Annotated in this window: 17 protein-coding genes and 1 tRNA gene; 9 read left to right on the forward strand and 9 right to left on the reverse strand. The window is 47.0% G+C overall.

Features of this window, described 5'->3' with window-relative positions:
* Window positions 1-70 precede the first annotated feature (70 nt).
* Window positions 71-1,324 (reverse strand): peroxiredoxin family protein, encoded by a 1,254-nt coding sequence (locus ACFS25_RS18610; RefSeq protein ID WP_381504021.1) that lies wholly within the window; start codon window positions 1,322-1,324, stop codon window positions 71-73.
* A 134-nt stretch (window positions 1,325-1,458) separates the two neighbouring features.
* On the opposite strand from ACFS25_RS18610, the gene rsmH reads away from it, so the two are divergent.
* Both rsmH and ACFS25_RS18620 read left to right on the forward strand, forming a co-directional pair.
* Window positions 1,459-2,364, forward strand: coding sequence for a 16S rRNA (cytosine(1402)-N(4))-methyltransferase RsmH (gene rsmH / locus ACFS25_RS18615; RefSeq protein ID WP_381504023.1), 906 nt, complete (start codon window positions 1,459-1,461; stop codon window positions 2,362-2,364).
* Window positions 2,365-2,560: 196 nt separating this feature from the next.
* The gene (locus tag ACFS25_RS18620; protein WP_381504024.1) at window positions 2,561-4,102 is read left to right on the forward strand and encodes a YifB family Mg chelatase-like AAA ATPase; all 1,542 of its coding nucleotides are present in this window, start codon (window positions 2,561-2,563) and stop codon (window positions 4,100-4,102) included.
* Between the two features lie 66 nt (window positions 4,103-4,168).
* On the opposite strand, the gene ACFS25_RS18625 is transcribed toward ACFS25_RS18620, so the two are convergent.
* A complete protein-coding gene (locus ACFS25_RS18625; protein ID WP_381504026.1) occupies window positions 4,169-7,735 on the reverse strand; it encodes a ThuA domain-containing protein in 3,567 nt (1,188 codons plus the stop codon).
* Window positions 7,736-8,158: 423 nt separating this feature from the next.
* Between ACFS25_RS18625 and ACFS25_RS18630 the strand changes: the two genes are divergently transcribed.
* Entirely contained in the window at window positions 8,159-9,586 is a 1,428-nt protein-coding gene (locus ACFS25_RS18630) for a glycoside hydrolase family 125 protein (RefSeq protein ID WP_381504028.1), read from the forward strand.
* A gap of 71 nt (window positions 9,587-9,657) precedes the next feature.
* On the opposite strand, the gene ACFS25_RS18635 is transcribed toward ACFS25_RS18630, so the two are convergent.
* The 3 genes from ACFS25_RS18635 to ACFS25_RS18645 form a co-directional block, all read right to left on the reverse strand.
* Entirely contained in the window at window positions 9,658-10,062 is a 405-nt protein-coding gene (locus ACFS25_RS18635) for a hypothetical protein (protein ID WP_381504030.1), read from the reverse strand.
* Between the two features lie 83 nt (window positions 10,063-10,145).
* Window positions 10,146-11,081: a sugar phosphate isomerase/epimerase family protein gene (locus ACFS25_RS18640; RefSeq protein ID WP_381504032.1), complete on the reverse strand. Its 936-nt coding sequence runs from the start codon at window positions 11,079-11,081 to the stop codon at window positions 10,146-10,148.
* A gap of 242 nt (window positions 11,082-11,323) precedes the next feature.
* Window positions 11,324-11,740 carry a pyridoxamine 5'-phosphate oxidase family protein gene (locus tag ACFS25_RS18645; protein WP_381504034.1) on the reverse strand — a complete coding sequence of 139 codons (417 nt, stop codon included), beginning with the start codon at window positions 11,738-11,740 and terminating at the stop codon, window positions 11,324-11,326.
* 196 nt (window positions 11,741-11,936) lie between these two features.
* On the opposite strand from ACFS25_RS18645, the gene ACFS25_RS18650 reads away from it, so the two are divergent.
* A complete protein-coding gene (locus ACFS25_RS18650) occupies window positions 11,937-13,391 on the forward strand; it encodes a Gfo/Idh/MocA family protein (RefSeq protein WP_381504036.1) in 1,455 nt (484 codons plus the stop codon).
* A gap of 180 nt (window positions 13,392-13,571) precedes the next feature.
* A tRNA-Lys gene (locus ACFS25_RS18655) sits at window positions 13,572-13,644 on the forward strand.
* Between the two features lie 154 nt (window positions 13,645-13,798).
* On the opposite strand, the gene glmS is transcribed toward ACFS25_RS18655, so the two are convergent.
* Together glmS and ACFS25_RS18665 are read right to left on the reverse strand one after the other, a co-directional pair.
* Entirely contained in the window at window positions 13,799-15,637 is a 1,839-nt protein-coding gene (glmS, locus tag ACFS25_RS18660; RefSeq protein WP_381504037.1) for a glutamine--fructose-6-phosphate transaminase (isomerizing), read from the reverse strand.
* A 190-nt stretch (window positions 15,638-15,827) separates the two neighbouring features.
* On the reverse strand, window positions 15,828-16,634 hold the full coding sequence (locus ACFS25_RS18665; protein ID WP_381504038.1) for a glycogen/starch synthase: 807 nt from the start codon (window positions 16,632-16,634) through the stop codon (window positions 15,828-15,830).
* A 135-nt stretch (window positions 16,635-16,769) separates the two neighbouring features.
* On the opposite strand from ACFS25_RS18665, the gene panC reads away from it, so the two are divergent.
* Window positions 16,770-17,609 (forward strand): pantoate--beta-alanine ligase, encoded by an 840-nt coding sequence (gene panC / locus ACFS25_RS18670; RefSeq protein ID WP_381504582.1) that lies wholly within the window; start codon window positions 16,770-16,772, stop codon window positions 17,607-17,609.
* Between the two features lie 49 nt (window positions 17,610-17,658).
* On the opposite strand, the gene ACFS25_RS18675 is transcribed toward panC, so the two are convergent.
* Complete coding sequence (locus ACFS25_RS18675) at window positions 17,659-18,189, reverse strand: hypothetical protein (protein WP_381504040.1); 531 nt, start codon at window positions 18,187-18,189, stop codon at window positions 17,659-17,661.
* A 264-nt stretch (window positions 18,190-18,453) separates the two neighbouring features.
* On the reverse strand, window positions 18,454-19,395 hold the full coding sequence (gene mdh, locus ACFS25_RS18680) for a malate dehydrogenase (protein WP_381504042.1): 942 nt from the start codon (window positions 19,393-19,395) through the stop codon (window positions 18,454-18,456).
* Between the two features lie 190 nt (window positions 19,396-19,585).
* Between mdh and ACFS25_RS18685 the strand changes: the two genes are divergently transcribed.
* The 3 genes from ACFS25_RS18685 to gatA all read left to right on the forward strand — a co-directional run bounded on the left by ACFS25_RS18685 (window position 19,586) and on the right by gatA (window position 21,995).
* Complete coding sequence (locus ACFS25_RS18685; RefSeq protein ID WP_381504045.1) at window positions 19,586-20,044, forward strand: YkvA family protein; 459 nt, start codon at window positions 19,586-19,588, stop codon at window positions 20,042-20,044.
* 183 nt (window positions 20,045-20,227) lie between these two features.
* Window positions 20,228-20,431 (forward strand): Sec-independent protein translocase subunit TatA/TatB, encoded by a 204-nt coding sequence (locus ACFS25_RS18690; RefSeq protein WP_381504046.1) that lies wholly within the window; start codon window positions 20,228-20,230, stop codon window positions 20,429-20,431.
* A 124-nt stretch (window positions 20,432-20,555) separates the two neighbouring features.
* Window positions 20,556-21,995, forward strand: coding sequence for an Asp-tRNA(Asn)/Glu-tRNA(Gln) amidotransferase subunit GatA (gene gatA / locus ACFS25_RS18695; protein ID WP_381504047.1), 1,440 nt, complete (start codon window positions 20,556-20,558; stop codon window positions 21,993-21,995).
* The last annotated feature ends 67 nt before the right edge of the window (window positions 21,996-22,062 follow it).

Below are 22,062 nucleotides of genomic sequence, written 5' to 3' on the forward strand. Positions count from 1 at the left end.
CATAATTGATAAGATTCTCAAAGAAATAAATCATTGCATCTTGTCAATCACGTTAAATACCTGGTTCAGACTACTCAGCTAATAACTTATCTATCAGCCGATTGAATTCCTCAACGTATTGATCGTAATATTTTCCCGTACCAGGACCAGAGAAACCGGTATGGATATGCCGTACCTGCCCTTTTTTGTCGATAAAAATGGTCGTTGGAAAGGCCACAACCGCATTTAAGTCAGGTAACGCTTTAGAAGCCTGCGCTTTATCATTTGTACCCGCTAGCGCAACGGGATAATCAATCTTGAATCGTTCCTTCATCCGGTCAATCTTCGGACCCGATTCGGCCATTTCCGGAGACCGTTCAAAAGCCAGCCCTACCAATTCAATACCACGCTTTTTATTGCGCTTATACCAGGGACTCAGGAAATTAGTCTCATCCATGCAGTTAGGGCACCACGAACCCAGAATCTGCACGATTGTCACCTTATTTTTAAATCGTGGATCGCTCATCGAAACCGTTTTACCATTTGGTTCAGGAAACGAGAAATTAAGTGTTTTTGCACTGCTTTTCAGGTAAGTAAGTTTGGCCGGATCAGGCAATTCGGCCTTCGGGTCAAAGTGTGCTACCCACGATTCGTAGCCGGAAACACCTGCCCACTGACCACCCATGAGCGTTTTGGTAGCGGGATCATGTTTGGCTTTAAAGAGATATACGTGTGAACCGTCGAAGCAGGAAAGAAACAAACTATCGCCAACTACGTTTCCATCAAGATAGCGGTAATCGCCGGTAGGTGTCAGGAATGTGCCCGTCAGATGATTGCCTTTCTGATCGAACACGCCCACTGCATTAACGGTGTCTACCTTTCCACTCTTGCTACCAAAGTCAGTTGCCCACTTGCCGGTTAGGTTGGTCGTAACGGGTTTTCCATCGGGAGTAAACCGATAATTCAGTCCATGCTGGGCTTCAAATGGCAAGGTTTGCGACTGTTGTGCTGTTCGACGCCGACGCCATACACCCCGTAGCACATTACCGTCTATCTTTGCAACTAATTCTGACTCAAACAGAGCTATCGGAATGTGGAGTGAATCATCCTGTACAGTGGCGGGGTCCATCGGCAGCCGTTCATTGCCGTTTAAGGCAAAGACAGTATATGTGTTTGCCTTGCCTGCTGTTGGTTGAATGTCTAATCCGAACGGCAATTCGCCACCTCGGGTTTTCAGGACAGCCCGGTACGTACCGGGTTTAACCGTTGCCGGGGTTGATTGACCGGAGCAGGCCGATGGCAGTAAAAGCAGGGTGATAGCTGCGATGGGAAGGAGTTTTTTCATCTTTTTTGATAAATTCAGGATACAGGTTGTAGCTAGTAGACAAATATACAGTGCGCAGTGAAACGTACTTTTAATGTCCAGCAGTTGAGCTTCAATGTCCGAAATAACGACTACCTAAGACGGTTAGTTTCTGAATGGCCAATTACCACGAACCAGTTTTATTACAAGCCTGTATTGATGGGCTAGATTTGCAACCCGGTGGCACCTACGTTGACATTACCTTTGGCGGGGGCGGGCACAGTCGTGAAATCCTGAATCAGCTGGAAGGTGGGCGGCTTTTCGGCTTTGACCAGGATGCCGACGCCCGTGTTAATGCTCAAGCCCTAGCCGATCCGAGGCTGACGTTTGTTGCCTCCAACTTCCGAAACATCAAACGATACCTTCGGCTTTATAAAGCTGAACAGGTTGATGGTATTCTGGCCGATTTGGGTATCTCGTCGCACCAGATTGACACGCCCGAACGGGGATTTTCGACCCGTTTCGATGCTGATCTCGACATGCGTATGAATCAGCAGGCGGACCGAACTGCCCGTCAGGTTATCAACGAATATTCGGAAGCTGACTTGCACCGGATTTTGGGTATGTACGGCGAAATTACGAATGCAAGAACGGCAGCCGCAGCTATCGTGTCGGCTCGCTCAAACCGACCAATTAAAACGGTAAATGACCTCAAAGCCGCCCTGCAACGCTACGTTCCGCGCGGCAAAGAAAACAAATATTTTGCACAGGTCTTTCAGGCACTACGGATCGAAGTAAACGAAGAACTACAGGCCTTGGAAGAGTTTTTGGAACAGGTGCCGGACATCTTAAAACCGGGCGGACGATTGGTTGTTATGTCTTACCATTCGCTCGAAGACCGATTGGTGAAAAACTTCATCAACAAAGGGAAATTTCAAGGTGAAGTTGAAAAAGATTTATTCGGGAATGACATCAAACCGCTACAAGCCATGACTCGAAAACCTATCGAAGCCACGCCCGAAGAAACAGCCCGCAACCCCCGTGCCCGAAGTGCGAAACTCAGAATTGCTGAGAAGATTTAATTACATAAATATTGTCATCCAATGAAGCCGACTGAGGCCCCTTTCGTGTTTTCATTAAAGCGGGATGCGTTGAAATACGTGAGAGTCAGCAGTCTGGCTCAGTCAATATACTAAAAGTGTGTAGCATTTTTTTATCATCTAACTACCTCGTATTTTTGATACACATCTGCCGTAACTGTTTACTTATAACATCCTTATGTTAGCCAAAACTTTCGGCGCAGCCGTGTATGGCGTTAATGCCAGTCTGATTACCATTGAAGTTGTTGTTGCGCAGGGTTTACATTTTCACTTGGTCGGCTTGCCCGATAGTGCCGTTAAAGAGAGCGAACAGCGCGTTGAAGCCTCGTTGAAATTTTTCGGTTACCGAATGCCACGACAAAAAGTTGTGGTTAATTTGGCCCCTGCCGACATTCGTAAAGAAGGTTCGGCTTATGATTTGCCCATTGCACTGTGCGTGCTGCAAGCTTCTGAACAAATTACGACCACTCGTAATATCGAAGATTATGTTATCATGGGTGAATTAGCCCTTGACGGCACTCTACGACCCATTAAAGGTGTGTTGCCCATTGCTATTGAAGCCCGAAAACGAGGTTATAAAGGCTTTGTGTTGCCCGTCGAAAACACCTTGGAAGCGTCGATTGTGAATCAGCTGGATGTTATCGGTGTATCGACAATTCAGGAAGCGATTGAGTTTTTTGAGGGCAAACGAGAGATTGCTCCCTTAGAGACCGATACGCGCGATTTGTTCATGAGCCAGATTAATGCTTACGATGCCGATTTTTCGCACGTACAGGGTCAGGAGAATATTAAGCGGGCGTTGGAGATTGCAGCCGCTGGAGGCCACAATGTGATTATGATTGGCCCACCGGGCGCGGGAAAAACGATGCTGGCTAAACGTTTACCCAGTATTCTTCCACCATTGACATTGCAGGAAGCGTTGGAAACAACAAAAATCCATTCGGTGGCGGGTAAACTTGGCACCCGCGCTACCCTGATTGCAACCCGTCCGTATCGGTCACCGCATCATACCATTTCGGATGCGGCTCTGGTTGGTGGAGGGAGTTTTCCACAACCGGGCGAAATTTCGTTGGCACACAATGGCGTGTTGTTTCTGGACGAACTGCCAGAATTCAAACGCTCGGCTTTGGAAGTCATGCGCCAGCCGCTCGAAGATCGTAAAGTAAGCATCTCGCGGGCGAAATGGGCGGTAGAATTTCCGGCTAGTTTTATGCTCATTGCCAGCATGAATCCCTGTCCCTGCGGTTATTATAACCATCCTGAAAAGGAATGTGTTTGCGGGCCGGGCGTGGTGCAGCGATACCTAGCCAAAATTAGCGGGCCGCTGCTCGACCGAATCGATTTGCATGTAGAAGTAACTCCCGTCTCGTTTGACCAGATGACAGGTAACCGCCCAGCCGAAACAAGTGAAACAATTCGCACACGGGTGATGCGTGCGCGGGATAGTCAAACGGTACGATTTACTGACCATCCGGGCGTTTATTCCAATGCGATGATGCCGTCGCAGATGGTGAAAGAGATTTGTGTTATCAGCGACGCGGGCCGGGCTCTGCTTAAAACAGCGATGGAGCGCTTGGGATTATCGGCACGCGCCTACGACCGCATTCTGAAAGTTTCCCGCACTATTGCTGACTTATCCGGTACTGACGAAATTCGCATTGAACACCTCGCCGAAGCTATTCAGTATCGGAGCTTGGACCGGGAGAATTGGGCAGGGTGAAATTAGTTTGGTTGCGCGGTCGGTTTTATAAAACCGACCGCGCAACCAAACTAGCACATCATTAAATTACTGATTAAACTGAATGCTGTTTAGTTGTATGATGTTGTCATTAGGCTTATCGCGCTTGACAACGATTACATATACGTCGTGCTTACCCGTGAATGGCTTATCGAACGTACCAGTCACCTGGTTATTCGTTTTCCAGTCGCCGGTGGCTTTGTAGGGCGCGCGGCTTACTACCGGCCCGGCATAGGAATCGAGCCGAACCTCAATCTCGCCATCTTTATTGACCGACGAATAATCGTACGTCAGTGACTTAATAGTAGTCATATCGATGTCTTTCAACATTACATAAGCCTTGTGATTACCGGCAGACAGGCGACTGCCAAACCGTGGAAACCCGACATAAGCATCGGCATTCAAGGTTTTGATTTTGGCATTACGCAGCGTAACAACATCTGTGCTGGTAAGCGGCCCAACAACCTTTCCACCCCGGTCGGTATATGTTGCCAGTAGACTATATTGCCCCCGTGCCTCTTCGGGCTTATGTTCATTTAGTGCGAGCGTACCTTGCAGTGGCACTGATTTTTGATTCCGCGCATCCGTCAACGAGAAGATGTATTTTACCATTTCCTGTGCATCCTGCGCCGGAATTTGTGGGTGGGCACTCATCAGGTGATCTTTACTCCAGTTTCCACCGCCCCCCTCAATAATCTTCTTCGCCAGTTTATCTACGCTTCCGGTCTGCCCTTTATAACGGTCGGCAACAGCCAGAAACGTTGGCCCTACCGATGGTTTGTCGATCGTATGACACGCCTTACAATCGCTGCTGGCGATCAGGTTTTTCCCCAGCGAACCACTACCAAGTTGAGCCAACTCCTGATGACCTTGCTTCGGAGCAGCCGTTGGTGCACCATTCGGTTGTGCACTGTATTCGTAATAAACCTTGATGCGCTTAGGATCAATTTTCGTGTCCTCTTTATCGGTCACTTTCACTGCATACGTAAACGGTTTATTTTCCCAGAAGAATGATTTATTATCTGAGCTCACAATTGCCACCTCTGGTTTAGCATTACCAACTTTCACAGCAATGGTATCCATGCCCACCAACCCCGTCTGATCGGTCACTTTCAGGATGGCATTATACACGCCCGGTTGCGTGTAGGTATACGTCCCGTTGGGTTGAGTAGCACCAACCGTTTTCCCGTCAAACAGCCATTGATACGTTAATTTGTCATCATCGTCTAAGTCGGTGCCTCGTCCGCTAAACTTCACGCGCAGAGGTGCCTGCCCGATGGCCTCGCGAATTACGGGTGCATTGCGTCCATCGGATGTCAGGAAAGCGCGGACGTTGCGTTCGGCTACAGCGGCAGAGTCAACAACACCGGCACGGGCAATGGGTGCCCGGTTACCCGTATTGTATTCAATTTTCACTAAGCGGGCATCGTCGTTATCAGCGCCATATACAGACCCATATTCCAGCATGTACATCACCCCGTCTTTGCTAAAAGCCAGGTCAATTGGTCGCCGGAAATCGCCATTTGCCGCCATAAATGGCTCATTACGAATATAGTTATCATCTTTATCGACACGGACAGCTAATACCCAATTTCGCATCCAGTCAAAAATAAACAGAGCCCCATCGTAATAGTCGGGAAATTTATTCTTCGACGTCGAGTTTTTATCATGTCTATAAAATTCACCCGCCATGGCACTCCGTCCGCCTAATCCTAATTCGGGGAAGTCTTTGGAAGCCGCATATGGATACCAGATCATAGCTGAATTAGTGGGGGGCAAATTTTTCAGTCCGGTATTATTGACCGAATTATTAACGGGTGCTTTCGGGTCAAATTTTGGACCAGCCACATTGGTCGCATAGTCCAGATCGGGGTATGGCTGGCTGTTCCCGATAAAATAAGGCCAGCCAAAATTACCCGGTTTTTTAGCCTGATTAAACTCGTCATAACCCCTTGGCCCTATAGTGCTGTCTTTTCCGGCATCCGGTCCAATTTCACCCCAATATAACACCGATGATTTCGGGTTAACGGCAATTCGGTACGGATTGCGCAAGCCCATCGTATAAATCTCCGGGCGGGTTTGGGCGGTACCTTTCGGGAATAGATTACCGTCCGGAACCGTGTATGTACCATCCGGCTGAGGGTGAATACGTAAAATTTTACCCCGTAAATCATTGGTATTAGCGGCTGAGCGTTGCGCATCCAGCGTCAGGTGGTCGGGCCGTTCGTCTATTGGCGAATAGCCATTGGAAGGAAAAGGGTTGGTATTATCGCCTGTCGAGAGAAACAAATTTCCGTCTTTGTCCCAGGCTAATGATCCACCATGGTGTGCACTGGCTTCAAACTCACCCGGAATTTTCAGGACTATTTTTTCAGAAGCCAGGTCGAGCGTATTATCGTCGTTGACAACAAAACGCGAGAGATTGTACGTGGGATCTTTCTCGACAGTGGGCGAGTAATAAACGTATAAAAAATGATTGGTCGCGAAGTTAGGATCAACCGTTATACCTTGAAGGCCAAAGCCTTGCTTCGTCGTCACCGGAAATTTGTGGATAACTTTATAGTCGCTCGTCCGGGTGTTGTAAACGGTCAAATTACCGCTTCGTTCCGTAAAGAACACTCTAGAGCCACGCCCATCTTCGGCCACGGCTAGCTCCATCGGTTCGTTCAAATCATTAACCAAAACTGTCTTCACAAACCGATTCTCTTCGGGCATCACAACAGCATACGACTTACTATAATCGAGCGATTTATTGCTACCCCTCACCCAGTTAAGCGCACCTAATAAATGCTGCACAAACAGCGGTTCGCTGAAACTGGCATCTTCGTGGCCTCCGCCCGTATAATACGCACGACCACCATCAAACTCATGGTACCAGGCAATAGGGTGATTGCTCCCATTTATACCGCCATCATAGGTGTTTTCATCCAAGTTAGCTAGTACAGTCAGGTCGGAGTAGAACGAGCGGTAATTATACCATTCGTCGGTACGTTCCCAATGGTCGGGCAGGTGAGCGGTAGAGGGATGATTTTTGTTTGTTACATCAACGGTAGCTTTACGCACATTGGATTGGCTGGGGTGACTGGCAAAATAGGCACCCACCAATTTGTTATACCAGGGCCAGTCGTATTCCGTATCAGCGGCTGCATGAATGCCCATATAGCCTCCGCCCGCCTGAATATAGCGTTCAAAAGCCGCCTGTTGTTGCTGGTTCAGTATGTTACCCGTTGTACTCAAAAAGACAACCGCCTGATAATGGCGCAGACTATCGTCGTTGAAATAATCGGCATTTTTGGTGGTATCAACCCTGAAATTATTTTCTCGGCCAAGCTTTTGAATGGCCACATTTCCAAACGGAATCGAGGTGTGTTTCCAGCCTTTTGTTTTCGAAAAAACCAGTATACGACCCGGCCCTGCCTGAACGGACTGGGATGAGTTGGTGCTGGTTGACGCAGCGAGTGCTGATGTTGGTGAAACCGCAGATGAAGCCGTTGACACGACGGTAGTTTGCGTGGTGTTTTTCTGCGTATTCATGCAGGCATACAGCCCAATAGTGACTCCTGCTGTCCCCAGCAAACGGAACGTATAATTAATAGATGGCAGTGACCAAATCATGATAAAAAAATTTGAGTAGTCGATTTAGTGAAACCGATTTGCTGTTTTCCAGTACTGATTGTCCAGTTTATCCAACTAGATAGCTTATAAGTCCTAGTTTCATATAAACTACCCACTACTCCCCTTGGAGAAGTTGCGAAAACTCCGCTTTTTCACGTACTTCCGAACCGCCTTATCTTAAACTCTTTTTGGTATGTCTGTATTCCGTCTTGTCTCTTTAACCAACCGTGCATTTACGGCATTTGTGCCTAACGGGTACACCAGTTTACCCGTTAGTTCATCTAGGTTCATTGCAAGCGGACCGAATTGAGCTAGGCGCAAACATCTTGACAAAAAGCAATGATCAATAAGGGATTAGGATTTCATAAACTATCACCGCATGGGCGGCCCCGTCCTCATTTATAATTCGTCATTTTTCAGTATATGAATCGTCGTCATTTCATTCAACAATCAGCCGGAGCAAGTGCTGGAATACTGCTTGGACAGTCTGTATTGGCAACTCCCACATCAGCATTTCCCGTTGTCCGGACGGCAGCCGCAAAGCGAAACTTTACCAGTTCGGCTGTTGAGCAGACTATCGAGCGGATGCACAAAACCATCCGGGACTCGGAACTAGCCTGGCTCTTCGAAAACTGCTTCCCCAATACCCTCGATACCACAGTTCAAATCATTTCTGGTAGCGATAAACCCGATACGTTTGTTATTACGGGCGACATCGACGCTATGTGGCTGCGGGACAGTACAGCGCAGGTGTGGCCGTATTTGCCCCTGATTAAGCAGGACCAGCAACTACGGCAACTAATTTCGGGTGTGATTCGGCGGCAGACTAAATGCATTCGCCGGGACCCGTATGCAAACGCGTTTTATGCAGATGCAACCAAAGAAGGCGAGTGGAAAAAGGATGTTACGACTATGAAACCGGGTCTCCACGAGCGCAAATGGGAACTCGATTCGCTCTGCTACCCTATCCGGCTGGCCTATCACTACTGGCAAACAACGGGCGATACCAGCCCATTTGATGCCGACTGGCTACAGGCTATGCAACTGGTTCTACAAACCTGCCGGGAGCAGCAACGAAAAACCAGCCGGGGACCTTATCATTTCAGTCGCGAAACCTCCTGGTCAACAGATACCGTTCCCGGTGATGGCTATGGCAATCCAACTCGGCCAATCGGACTGATACATAGCATTTTCCGGCCATCCGACGATGCTACAGTGTACCCCTTCTACATACCGTCAAACTGGTTTGCAGTAGTCTCATTCCGGCAACTGGCAACGATGATTGACCGGATTCAGCCTACCCCCGCCCTCGCTAACGATTGCCGGGCACTGGCCGACGAAGTAGAGCGGGCCTTAAAACAACATGCCATCTACAACCACCCCAAATACGGCAAAATCTACGCATTGGAAGTAGATGGATACGGCAATTATCTACTTCAGGACGATGCCAACGTACCCAATCTGCTGGCTCTACCCTATCTGGGTGCCTGCTCGGTAAGCGACCCGATTTATCGAAACACCAGACGGTTTGTACTCAGCCCGGACAACCCCTATTTTTTCAAAGGCAAAGCCGCCGAAGGAATTGGCAGCCCGCACACATTGATCAACAACATCTGGACGATGAGTTTGACGATGCGCGCGCTCACCTCCACCGACGATCAGGAGATTTTGGCACAGCTTCGTCAGTTAAAGAAAACCCATGCCGGAACGGGCTTCATGCATGAGTCATTTAATCAGGATGACCCGGCTAAATTCACACGTAAATGGTTTGCATGGGCCAATACACTCTTTGGCGAACTCATTCTTAAAGTAGCCGCCGAACGTCCTCATTTATTGAGTAAAGTGGTGTAGTTTGTCTGCTTAATTTTCTCTCAGAAAGTAATAAACCCCATGCTGGTTAGCATGGGGTTTATTATTTAGATTCATTGTCGAGTTACCTGCCAGGTTCCGGATGCCTGCCCACCATCTGATTTCCACGTTCCTTTTAAGGCAGAACTGGTATAATCGCCGGTAAAGCTTACATCATCATCACCATCTGCTGGGTCCTTATACGTTGCACTTAGTTTTCCTTTTTGCCAGACAATCGTTTGCAAGTCGATTGGTAACCGACTACCATCACCCGGCAGCATAATAATCTGCCCTATGAGTTTATGGTTGCTATCCTGATTAACAACAAGTTCGAATTTTCCGGACGATGCGCCCTCAAACGTACCCGACCATTTTCCTACAATAGTTGTCAGTGAATCGCTCGACGAGGTTTGCGCTTTAGCTACTGATACAAAGGCCGTAATGACGGCAATCGATAAAAATAAGGTTTTGAGTGTCATGAGTCGTTGGGATTTGTTATTTGTTACTTATACCGATGGATATTCGTCAAAAACGTTGCATGCTTTCCCATAAAATCAGGATTTTACGCCAATGAAATCTGAATTTCTGTCGCTTTTTTAATAACAAACTGCCGAGCCTCATCATATTCTTCCGAGGTGCGTAAATGCTCAAGCATCAACGGGACTTCCTGCGGCAATGATGTAACATTACGAAGGTAGGTAGCGTAGTCGAGATTACCCCGACCCGGCATTGTCTCCATAAAATGCCCATCTTTTGGCGCAATATCTTTGGCATGAGCCGACAAAATCCAACGGCCTAATTTTCGAAAAGTCTCATTGATCAAAGCCGTATTCGTATAGTAACGCGCCGGGCTGTTAATAATGTTGGCAACGTCCACATGGGCACCAAAGGCGGGGCGGTCGATTGCTTTTATAAATTTTAGGTATGAATCAGGCCCGTCGGGTAAACTCCAGCCCATCATTTCGAGGGCGAATTTAGTCCGTTTAGGTTTTACCGCATCAATCACGTTACGGCAGTTTTCGACAGTCGCGTCGAAGTACTCTTTGCTTATGTCTCGCGCATCGGGACCATCCCAATGGATGGGATTGTACGAACCCCCAATATTCACACAAACCCGCGCGCCAACGGCCTCCGCTAAAGCCAGTCGCTCTGTTACATACGCCAAATTTTTTCGACGCTTTTCGGCATCCTGATCCAGCATATTAACCCACGCACCGACTTCGGCAATAATCACATTCTGAGCCGCAAACGCTTTTTGAATGGCCTCAATTTTACCCGTATCATTTAGGTCAACGGTGGGAACATAGGCGGCACTATATCGCAACCGTCGATGCTCACGCGCCAATACTTCAGAGTCATCACTCTTCAGAAAAATGGGCCCGCCCAGCCGCAATGATTTTTGAGTTACTTTCGGTATCGATAGGTACGGTGTTAATACGGCACTACTTGCCAACATAGTAGACGACTGCAAAAAACTGCGACGGGAGACTGATTTCATTTGGCTTATCGTAACGAACAGAGTATATGCCTGTAAAAGCCGGAATATCGGCAGTTTACTATGTTTGTTTTTGGTAATTACACCTTTAGTAGACTAAAAAACACGGTTAAGTCGTCTGTCAAATCTTAGAATTCTAACTACCAACCGTCATAAACATACCCACCATGAATAAGCCGTGAACGTTGTGTCAGGCCTTGTAGCTTCACAACGTTCACGGCTTTAGGGCGTATACAGCCTGTTCATTAAATTTTCACTTCGCCTTCATCTTCTCCCTGCCAATATTTAATCCGCTCCGCCTTAACGTGAATCATAACGACTCCGGGCGTATCCAACCCATTTTCAAACCACACCTCTAAATCTTTAACCCAGTGTTCTTTCATTTTGGCTTTATCCCGAATCAATGCTGCTTTTCCATTAATAGAAATATACAGTTTTTTGGGTCCTTCAAAACTCAAATTAACGTGTGCATTCTCATCAATATCCTTCACTGTCCGTGCGCCTTCGAAGGTAAAATAATAAGAATTCCCGTTGTATTCTACATCCCCATTATTACTCATAGGTCGGCTGGTCAATTGGCCTTTCCCTGTCTGGGTAGTAAGCATTGCGATGTCTAGTTGCTTCATTTTAGCGGCAACTTCCTTAAGTGATTTCTCTGCCATGATTTACGTTTCTGGTAGTTTGTGTCAGTATCGTATCAACATGTTTCAGTATTTTGTTTTATCACTGCCGGGAACTACTCGTATTCATCAATAGACCAGAGTAAGTAAATAAGAGAGGTGTATAATACGGCCCTGTAGTCGGGTAAATCTTAGGCTAAACTCGCTTTACCAGATATATTAGCAACACTCATTCTTTATGCAATCCAATAGACGAACATTCATAAAAAGCTTATCGGCGGCTTCAGCGTTAGTCGCTACCGAGGGTATTGCCAAGCCATTCGGTGCGCCTGCCTACATCCCAAACTTGATGAAGATCAGTCCGAACGATAAAATTCGGTTTGCTACCATCGGTATGGGAATTCAGGGCAATTTCGACACGCAGTCTGCTTTGCGTAACCCCGATGTAGAGCTGGTTGGCTGTGCCGATTTATACAGCGGGCGGCTCGAACATGCCAAATCAGCCTATGGCAAAGACAAAGATTTGTTTACCACCCGGGATTATCGCGAAATTCTGGCCCGCCCCGACGTTGATGCAGTTCTTGTAGTCACACCCGACCATTGGCATGACCACATCACGATTGCTGCATTGAAAGCCGGCAAAAACGTCTATTGTGAGAAGCCAATGGTTCAGCACCTGAACGAAGGTAAAGCCGTGATTGATGCCTGGAAAAAATCGGGAAAGACCATGCAGGTCGGAAGTCAGCGCATCAGCAGTGCAGCGTTTAAAGAGGCTAAGCGTCTTATCGAAGCTGGTGACATTGGGCAAATCAATTACATCGAATCTAACAACGACCGTTTCAACGCTATTGGGGCCTGGAATTATTCGATTCCAACTGATGCGTCAACCCAAACAGTAGATTGGGATCGTTTCTTAGGCGATGCGCCTAAGCGACCATTCGATGAAAAACGGTTTTTCCGGTGGCGTAATTATAAAGACTACGGTACGGGCGTAGCAGGCGATTTATTTATCCACCTTATCACGGGTGTTCACTTCGTAACCAACACGTTGGGGCCAACACGCATCTTTTCTTCGGGAAATCTGGCCTATTGGAAAGATGGCCGCGACGTTCCTGATCTCATGGCGTGCATCATGGACTATCCCAAAACCGATCAGCACGAGGCCTTCCAGATGGTTCTTCGTGTCAACTTTGCCAACGCAGGGAAGATCAATGACGTAACACGAATCATTGGCAATGAAGGGCAAATTGAGTTTTCGGAAAACAACCTCATCATGACCAAAAAGAAACTTCCGGTTGCGCCCGGTTATGGGGGTTATGACAGCTTCTTTACGTTTACAGAACCTGTGCAGCAGGAGTTTGTGAAGAAGTATGACGCGCAATATCCAGCCGATACCCGCACATCCGAACCTGTGAAAGAGGTAAGATTTGAAGCACCTAAGAATGATGATCCATCTGCTCAACACTTTGCCGATTTTTTCGACAACGTTCGCAAAGGAAGTCAGGGAACTCTTGAAGATCCGGTATTTGGTTTCCGGGCTGCGGCTCCGGTGTTAGCCTGCAATGAAAGCTACTTCGAACAAAAGGTGGTGCATTGGGACCCTATCACAATGACGCAGACTAACGCAACAGCCCCAACGTCTACGAAGAAAAAAAAGCTTGCCTCTACTAAGGCAATAACAAATAAAGCGTAGTTGTTGACCGCTGAATTAGCCCTGCAATTGTCTAGGTTGGAGCCACAATTCAGCCGGCGATTAGGATTGATGCATTGTTGGCATTCACGTAGGTTTTAAGCGAACAATAAAAAAAGTCTAATTGACCGTTAATAAAGGCACCTATTTTAAGATTTGGTAGTTTACCAGTAACCTTTGATCGACTCCGTAGCTCAGCTGGTAGAGCAATTGACTCTTAATCAATGGGTCGACAGTTCGAACCTGTCCGGGGTCACTTGACAATCAGCCACTTATAGCGCAAAAACTATAAGTGGCTGTTTTGTTTGCATACCCTGGTCCAGATAAGCCTGCCACAATACAATACTTGAACGTGCGCTTTGCTTACAGTTTCACATTCTTAGTTTACTTACCCGGTAATCACTTATCCCCTACTCCACCGTCACCGATTTGGCTAAATTGCGGGGCTGGTCAACGTTGCGGCCGCGCATTACAGCAATATCATAGGCCAAAAGTTGCAGTGGCACCACCGATACCAGCGGCATGAGAATATCGTGGACCTTCGGAATTTCGATTGTGAAATCTACTATGCCGGGTAGATACGTATCTCCCTCAGTCGTGATGGCAATAACGCGGCCTTTGCGGGCCTTTACTTCCTGGATATTCGAGACAACTTTTTCGTAGGAGTTATCTTTCGTTGCAATGACCACTACCGGCATATCTTCATCAATCAGAGCAATGGGACCGTGTTTCATCTCGGCGGCTGGATAACCTTCAGCGTGGATATAGCTAATTTCCTTCAACTTTAAGGCACCTTCCAGCGCTACAGGAAAGTTTAGCCCCCGGCCAAGGTAAATGAAGTTACGGGCGTAGGTAAAGATGTAAGCGATTTCTTTGATCTTATCGGCGGCTTGAAGGACCTTTTCAACTTTGGCCGGAATACTCTCCAGTTCGACCAGTAGTTGCCGGAACAGCGAGTCCGAAATAGTGCCTTTGCGTTTGGCAGCAGCCAAGGCTATCAACGTTAGCACTGTCACCTGAGCGGTGAAGGCTTTCGTACTGGCTACTCCAATCTCGGGTCCAGCGTGGGTAAAGGCACCCGCGTGGGTTGCCCGTGCGATCGATGAACCAACGACATTGCAGACACCAAAAATCAAGGCTCCTTTCGACTTGGCCAGTTCGATAGCGGCCAGCGTATCGGCGGTTTCGCCCGATTGAGAAATGGCAATGACAATATCACCTTCCTTTATGATTGGGTTGCGGTACCTAAATTCGGATGCGTATTCAACTTCGACGGGAATCCGAGCCAATTCTTCAAAAATATACTCAGCCACCAAACCCGCGTGCCAGGATGTACCACAACCAATAATGACGATCCGCTTCGATTTTGCCAATTTATCCATGTAATCACTTAAACCGCCAAGTTGCAATGTACCCTCGTCAGCCTTGACGCGGCCCCGCATAGAGTCGCCAATTGATCGGGGTTGCTCAAAAATTTCCTTGAGCATAAAATGATCGAAGCCGCCTTTTTCGATGGCTTCCAACTCTAGCTCCACTTTATGGACGTAAGGCGTTGTGGTGGCATTGTCGAGCGTTACAACGGTCAATACGCCGTTTTTTATAACAGCGACTTCGTAGTCGTTGAGGTAAATGACGTCTTTGGTGTATTCCACAATTGGCGTGGCATCCGACGCCAGAAAAAACTCGTTCTCCCCAACCCCAATGGCTAACGGTGAGCCTTTACGGGCGGCTATGAGTTGAGTGGGGTCCGTTTCGTTCATAATTACGATGGCGTAAGCACCCACAACCTCTTGCAGGGCCAGCCGCACGGCTTCTTCGAGCGAACCACCGTTATTTTCCCAGATGTCTTCAATAAATTGGCCTAATACTTCGGTATCGGTTTCACTGGTGAAGGTGTGGCCTTTTTTGAGTAATGCCTGCTTGATGGCCGCGTAGTTCTCGATAATACCGTTATGAATGATGGCTAACTTCCGATGGAAAGAGTAGTGCGGGTGGGCATTTATATCGTTAGGTTCGCCATGGGTAGCCCAACGGGTATGACCCATGCCGATGGTGGAATGAAGTTCTTTACCAGCCAGTTCCTGCTCCAGGGCTACAACTTTGCCCTTTTTCTTGTAAACCTCCAGATGATTACCGTTCATTAGGGCCACACCTGCGCTATCGTAGCCTCGGTATTCGAGACGCTTCAACCCTTTTAATACCAATGGACACGCTTCACGGTGCCCCACATAAGCTACAATACCGCACATAATCAGTCAACACCGGGCCACCGGCGCGTTTATTGGTTGGGAAGGATAAGAATACAAACTAATTCCAGCGTACAATAAAGACAAAAAGCCGGAGGTGTCCGGCTTTTTGTCGAGTCATTTGTTTGACCCACTTGAAAATTTAACGCCTTCGTTATACGTTTCATACGCATAGACCGGCAATGTACATGAACTATCCTGCCAGTTGCGTGTAAAGGTTAAAGTATCGGTCAGTTACGTCTTCGTCTTCGACAGTTTCAAATTTATGTTCAGGAAAGTCCGTTAAGATGGCGTTGAGACTTTCGCTCGACTCTTCTTCTGCCCGAACAACAGCGTCGGCATAGGTAGAACCAATACGAATAAACCCTTCAAAATCAGCCGTTTTCAACTCAGCCAGCATCTCATCGTCAATGTCCATCATACGAGCTTTTTCGATGATGTCACCTTCAAAGCGGTGTTCGAATGAGTTATTATAGACGGTAAAAACAGACTTAGTGTCCTTGAACATTGGGTCGTTTTTATAGGTGGTTTTGAGATACAAGGGAATCAGAGCCGTCATCCAGTCATTGCAATGGACGATGTCGGGTGCCCAGCCTAGTTTCTTAACCGTTTCCAAAACACCTTTGCAGAAGAAAATAGCTCGCTCGTCATTATCGTCGTAGAATCGGTTTTCTTTGTCGTGGAAAACATATTTACGCTGAAAGTAGTCTTCATTATCAATAAAGTACACCTGCAATTTAGCCGTTGGAATCGAAGCAACTTTAATAATCAGTGGCTTTTCATCATCACCTACAGCAATATTAATACCTGACAACCGTACCACTTCGTGCAACCGGTTCTTGCGCTCGTTGATAAGTCCAAAGCGAGGCACCAGAATTCTGATTTCCATCCCACGCTCCTGCATGGCCTGCGGCAATTTGCGGACGAAATCAGCGACGTCAGACGTTTTCAGGAAAGGATTAATTTCGCTGGCAACGTAAAGGATGCGAAGTTTGCTCATAAGTAAGGGAAGCGTGTGTTGTCTGTGAACAAAAAAACTTGCAAAATTATACAAATTTTTCCCATATTTCAATACATTTTGTCCAAAAAAGATATGGTTCCCGTATTATTGCAGCCCAAAAAGGATTTTCCTGCTATGCATCGTTTCGACACCATTTCTGCACTTCACCAATACCTGAATTCAATTCGTTCTCAACAAACCATTGGCTTTGTGCCAACAATGGGTGCGTTGCACGAGGGCCATATAACACTTATCGAAACGGCCCGTCGCGAAAATGACGTGGTCGTGAGCAGTATTTTCGTCAACCCAACCCAGTTTACTAATTCCGACGACCTGGCCCGGTATCCGCGCACGCTGGAAGAAGATTGTCAGAAGCTCGAAGAAGCTGGCTGCGATGTGGTTTTTACTCCCTCAGTGTCAGAAATATATCCTGAAGCACCCACATTACGGCTGAATTTTGGCGAGTTGGAAACCATGATGGAAGGTGCCTTCCGGCCCGGACATTTCAATGGTGTTGGTATTGTGGTAGCCAAATTATTTAACATCGTACAAGCTGACCGGGCCTACTTCGGTCAGAAGGATTTGCAGCAAGTAGCAGTAATCCGGCGGCTCATACGCGACTTAAGTTTTTCAGTCGAACTCATTCGTTGCCCAACCGTTCGCGAGAGCGATGGGCTGGCCATGTCGTCGCGAAATCGTAATCTAACTCCTACCGAGCGTGGGCAGGCTCCAGCATTGTTTCGATCGTTGACACTCGCTCACGAATTGATAAGTGAAGGGCACAGTACGAGCCAGGCAAAAGCGGCTATAACGGGTTTTTTCAGTAGCAATCCCTATTTTCGGTTAGAGTACGTCGACGTTGTTAATGCAGACACTCTACAACTGGCGAACGAAGTGCTGGCTCCAGGCCAAACGGCTATTTGTGTGGCGGCCCACTTAGGAAAAGTCAGGCTAATTGATAATCTGGTATTTTGAGGAGAAAAATACATAAACAGGTCTGCATTTTCTCACAAATTTTATCCTCTTAATCGTACTTATATTTCATCGTTAATTTAACCGTTTCAGGTTTTTCAATACGGGGTACGAGCGCACTAAAGCCAAACCATTCACTCCCTTTATTTTTAGCACTAACTGTTACAATATATTGCCATTCGCCGTTGGTGTTTGGCTGCAAATCTTGCTCAACACTTTTTATATTGGCAGGTCCATCACTCATAAATGTACCGTAGTTTCCACGATTGCCAACAAGTAATGTATACCGGTTAAAATCAATAACGACTAGACCACTATCGGATGTTTGGTCAAAAAAGGTCTGGTATGTTTTCTGGTCATTAATAGCCGCAAATTCTACTGACTCTTTACTTCTACCCTTGTACCAAAAGTCAAGAAGTTTACTGGTTTGATATCCACGAAACTCTGTTTTATACTGATTGAAAAAAGGGACGTTTAGAACTGGATCGGGGTCTATTACAGGCGTCGGTGCTGATACTTGCTGGCATGAGTTAACTAGTAAAAACAGTACCGATATACCGACAAGCAATAGTATGTTTTTCATGGCAGTTAGTGTTTTCAGAGGTAACGTAAGGATTTATTTTTTGTTACTATACTTTCGCCAAAGCAAATCTGATCATTGAGGAAAGACAAACCGGACTTTTTTTTGCCCGAGAGCTTTTTTCAGCGTCATCCAACTCACTTTACAAGGAAGAGTATTAGCAAGCCAGTAAGTTATTATATAAAGGCATTAATGTCTTTCTGACTTTCAGTAAAACAAAAAACCGGTCAGAACGACCGGTTTTTTGTTTTACTGAAAGTCTATTATCTACACACCAATATTAAGGGTGCTCAGTACGCCATTCATATTCCGAACCGCGTCAGCCGATTTACTGAAAGCAGCCTGTTCTTCGTCGGTCAGTTTATAGTCGATGATTTCCTCCCAGCCGTTACGTCCTAAAACGACCGGCACACCGAGACAAATATCTGACTGACCGTATTCACCTTCCAGCAACACACAGGATGGAATCACGCGTTTTTGATCGCGCAAGATACTCTCAACCATATAGGCACCAGCTGCACCCGGCGCATACCAGGCCGATGTACCAATCAGGCCCGTCAGCGTAGCACCACCCACCATTGTGTCAGCGGCTACTTTTTTCAGGGTTTCGTCATCTAAAAAGTGGCTTACCGGAACACCGGCTTTAGTAGCCAAACGCGTCAGCGGAATCATGGTGGTATCGCCGTGACCGCCAATTACTGAAGCCTGAATATCGTTAGGCGAGCAATTCATGGCTAACGACAAATACGTTTTGAAGCGGGCAGAGTCCAGTGCACCACCTAATCCAATGACCCGATTTTTTGGCAAGCCCGACGCCTTGAGCGCGAGGTAAGTCATGGTATCCATCGGGTTCGAGATAATAATGAAAATCGCATCGGGCGAGTATTTCAATATATTTTCGGTTACACCCTTCACAATACCCGCATTGATACCAATGAGGTCTTCGCGGGTCATGCCCGGCTTGCGCGGCAAACCCGATGTGATTACAACCACATCCGAACCAGCCGTTTTTTCGTAATCATTTGTAGAACCTATCAGCTTTATGTCGCAGTCAAGCAATGTTGACGCCTGAAGCATATCAAGAGATTTTCCTTCGCTGATGCCTTCTTTGATGTCCAATAGTACGACTTCATGGGCGAGTTCCCGGCGGACGATGTTATCAGCGCAGGTGGCTCCAACAGCCCCCGCACCTACTACGGTAACTTTCATACGGTATTCGAAATTAAAGGGTTAACAAGTGAGCGCAAAAGTACGTTTCAGGTTCAAGACAAACCAAAACGTTCAGAATAAAACTTATAGTCGGTTACGCCGTTTATAAATTAATCAATGATTTTTTTGGTAGACAATCGGCATTAGTTGCTTTGTTACTTGGCTACCGGTAAGAATGACAGTAAAAACAATGGCAAACAAAAGTCTTATTTCACGGATTTTAGCCTCCATTTTCTTTAAACGAGCGAATATAGGGGCTGTTCGATATGCGCGTAACTCCCGCAGTCTCTTTGAGTTAATTCGGGAAGCATTAGCAAAAAGTGGTGGCTTATCTGGTAATAACATTGCGGCCTTTCGGGAACAGTTAGGCGTTGTTACCCGTCTATTAAAAGCCTATGCATCGGGCGAATACCGCCAGCTGCCGTGGAAAACCCTAATTCGGGTTATTGCGGTGCTGATTTATTTTGTCTCCCCAATTGACATCTTACCTGATTTTCTGCCAATTGTGGGTTTAACGGATGACATTGCGCTGATGTTTTGGCTGTTTAGCGCCATTAGCGATGACATTGAGAAGTTCCGTCAGTGGGAACAAACGACAGCCGGTTTGGGCGCAACGGCATCCAAATCGGTTAAGACTATTAAGATTTGATGGATATAGTATAGTCGTTGAGGTTAGTTTTAAGGCCAAATTCATCTTTTTACCCAGTAAGCCTAAAACATTAAGCCTGACACTTGAAACCAAACTACCCGTTGTTGCGTAAGTTTCACCGAGTTTTAATAGATTGTACGAAAGAGTTTTGTTAATTTTGCATACATTCAAATCCCAGGAAACATGATTTCGGCAAGCATTTTAGCATTTATGGGTTTGGGCGGTCAGGAAATGATATTCATTTTTCTGGCGCTGCTCCTTCTGTTCGGCGCCAAGAAAATCCCAGAGCTGGCAAAAGGCTTAGGAAAAGGTATCAAAGAATTTAAAGATGCCACTAAAGACGTTCGCGAAAATATCGAAGATGGTCTGAAAGAGTCAGAGAAATAATCCAGTTTTTTTTATAGACAGACCATTAAGCTGCTTCGATCTGGAGCCGCTTAATGGTCTGTTTCTCATTTTGTCATGGCTCCGGCCAGCCGGACTACCGAAATAACAAAAACTGTCCTTTGTTTTGACATTATACCGTAGCTTTCTCTCCGTTCAGGCCGATCTCAAAACCGGTTCGCTCACCTGCCGAAAGCTGGTGGAGCAATACCTTACTCGCATTGATGAGTACAATCACCTCAACGCTTTTACGGAGGTTTATGCCAGCGAAGCCCGGCAGCAGGCTGACATTATCGACCAAAAGATAGCCTCCGGTACGGCTGGCCGCTTAGCGGGCATGGTTATTGGCATAAAAGATGTGCTAAGCTATGCCGGACATGGGGTTCGGGCGGGCAGTAAGATTCTGGGCAACTTTACAGCACAGTTTACAGCAACGGCGGTCCAACGGTTGCTCGACGAAGACGTTATTATTATTGGCCGGCAAAACTGTGATGAGTTTGCCATGGGCTCGTCGAATGAAAATTCGGCATTTGGCCCTGTTCTTAATGCCGACGACACAAGTCGCGTACCGGGCGGGTCGAGTGGTGGGTCGGCTGTGGCTGTTCAGGCGGGTCTTTGTTTAGCCAGCATCGGTTCTGATACGGGTGGCTCTGTTCGGCAGCCAGCCGCTTTCTGTGGCATTGTGGGTCTAAAACCAACCTACGGACGCATTAGCCGTTGGGGTTTAATTGCCTATGCCTCTTCCTTCGATTGTATCGGACCAATTGCCAATACTGTTCACGATGCGGCCCTGCTTCTTGAGATTATGGCTGGTCCCGACGAGTTCGACAGCACCGTATCAAGCCAGCCCGTTTCTTCTTATACACAAACAACCCTACCCAATCGTCCACTCCGCATTGCCTATTTGCGCGATGGCGTTGAGAGTGCGGGCGTAGACCAGAGCGTTCGCGAAGCGACCCAGACTAAGATCGACGCGTTGAAAAATGCCGGTCATACAGTAGACCCCGTCGATATATCGCTTCTTAAATACCTGCTTCCCACCTATTATATCTTAACTACTGCCGAAGCATCATCGAACCTGTCGCGCTTTGACGGCGTACGCTACGGGTATAGAAGTGTTTCAACGGACGCATCAGTGATGGATCTTTTGTCGTTGTACAAAAAAAGCCGTACAGAAGGATTTGGCGCGGAAGTACGTAAGCGTATTTTACTCGGTACGTTTGTCTTGAGTGCCAGTTATTACGATGCTTATTATACAAAAGCCCAGCAGGTTCGGCGGTTGATTCGTCAGGAAACCGAACGTCTGTTTGAGCAGTATGACTTTTTATTGTCGCCTACTACGCCAACATCAGCGTTTCGTTTAGGCGAAAAAACTGGCCGGAGTGCGGAGGATAATCCATTGCAGATGTATCTGGCCGACATTTTTACGGTGCAGGCTAATGTGGTTGGTTATCCAGCTATATCTGTTCCCAATGGCACCGATGATACGGGATTGCCTATTGGGTTACAATTGATGGGCCCACCCTTTGCGGAGGGTGCGTTGGTAGCACTGGCAAAAAGTTTGTAATGCGGCTGGAAAGTCGCCAATCTTTAGTTGACGAAAGCGGCTTTTCAGCCGTACTATAAAATGTAAC

Source organism: Spirosoma flavum, assembly GCF_042686045.1.
Classification (GTDB): Bacteria; Bacteroidota; Bacteroidia; order Cytophagales; family Spirosomataceae; genus Spirosoma; species Spirosoma flavum.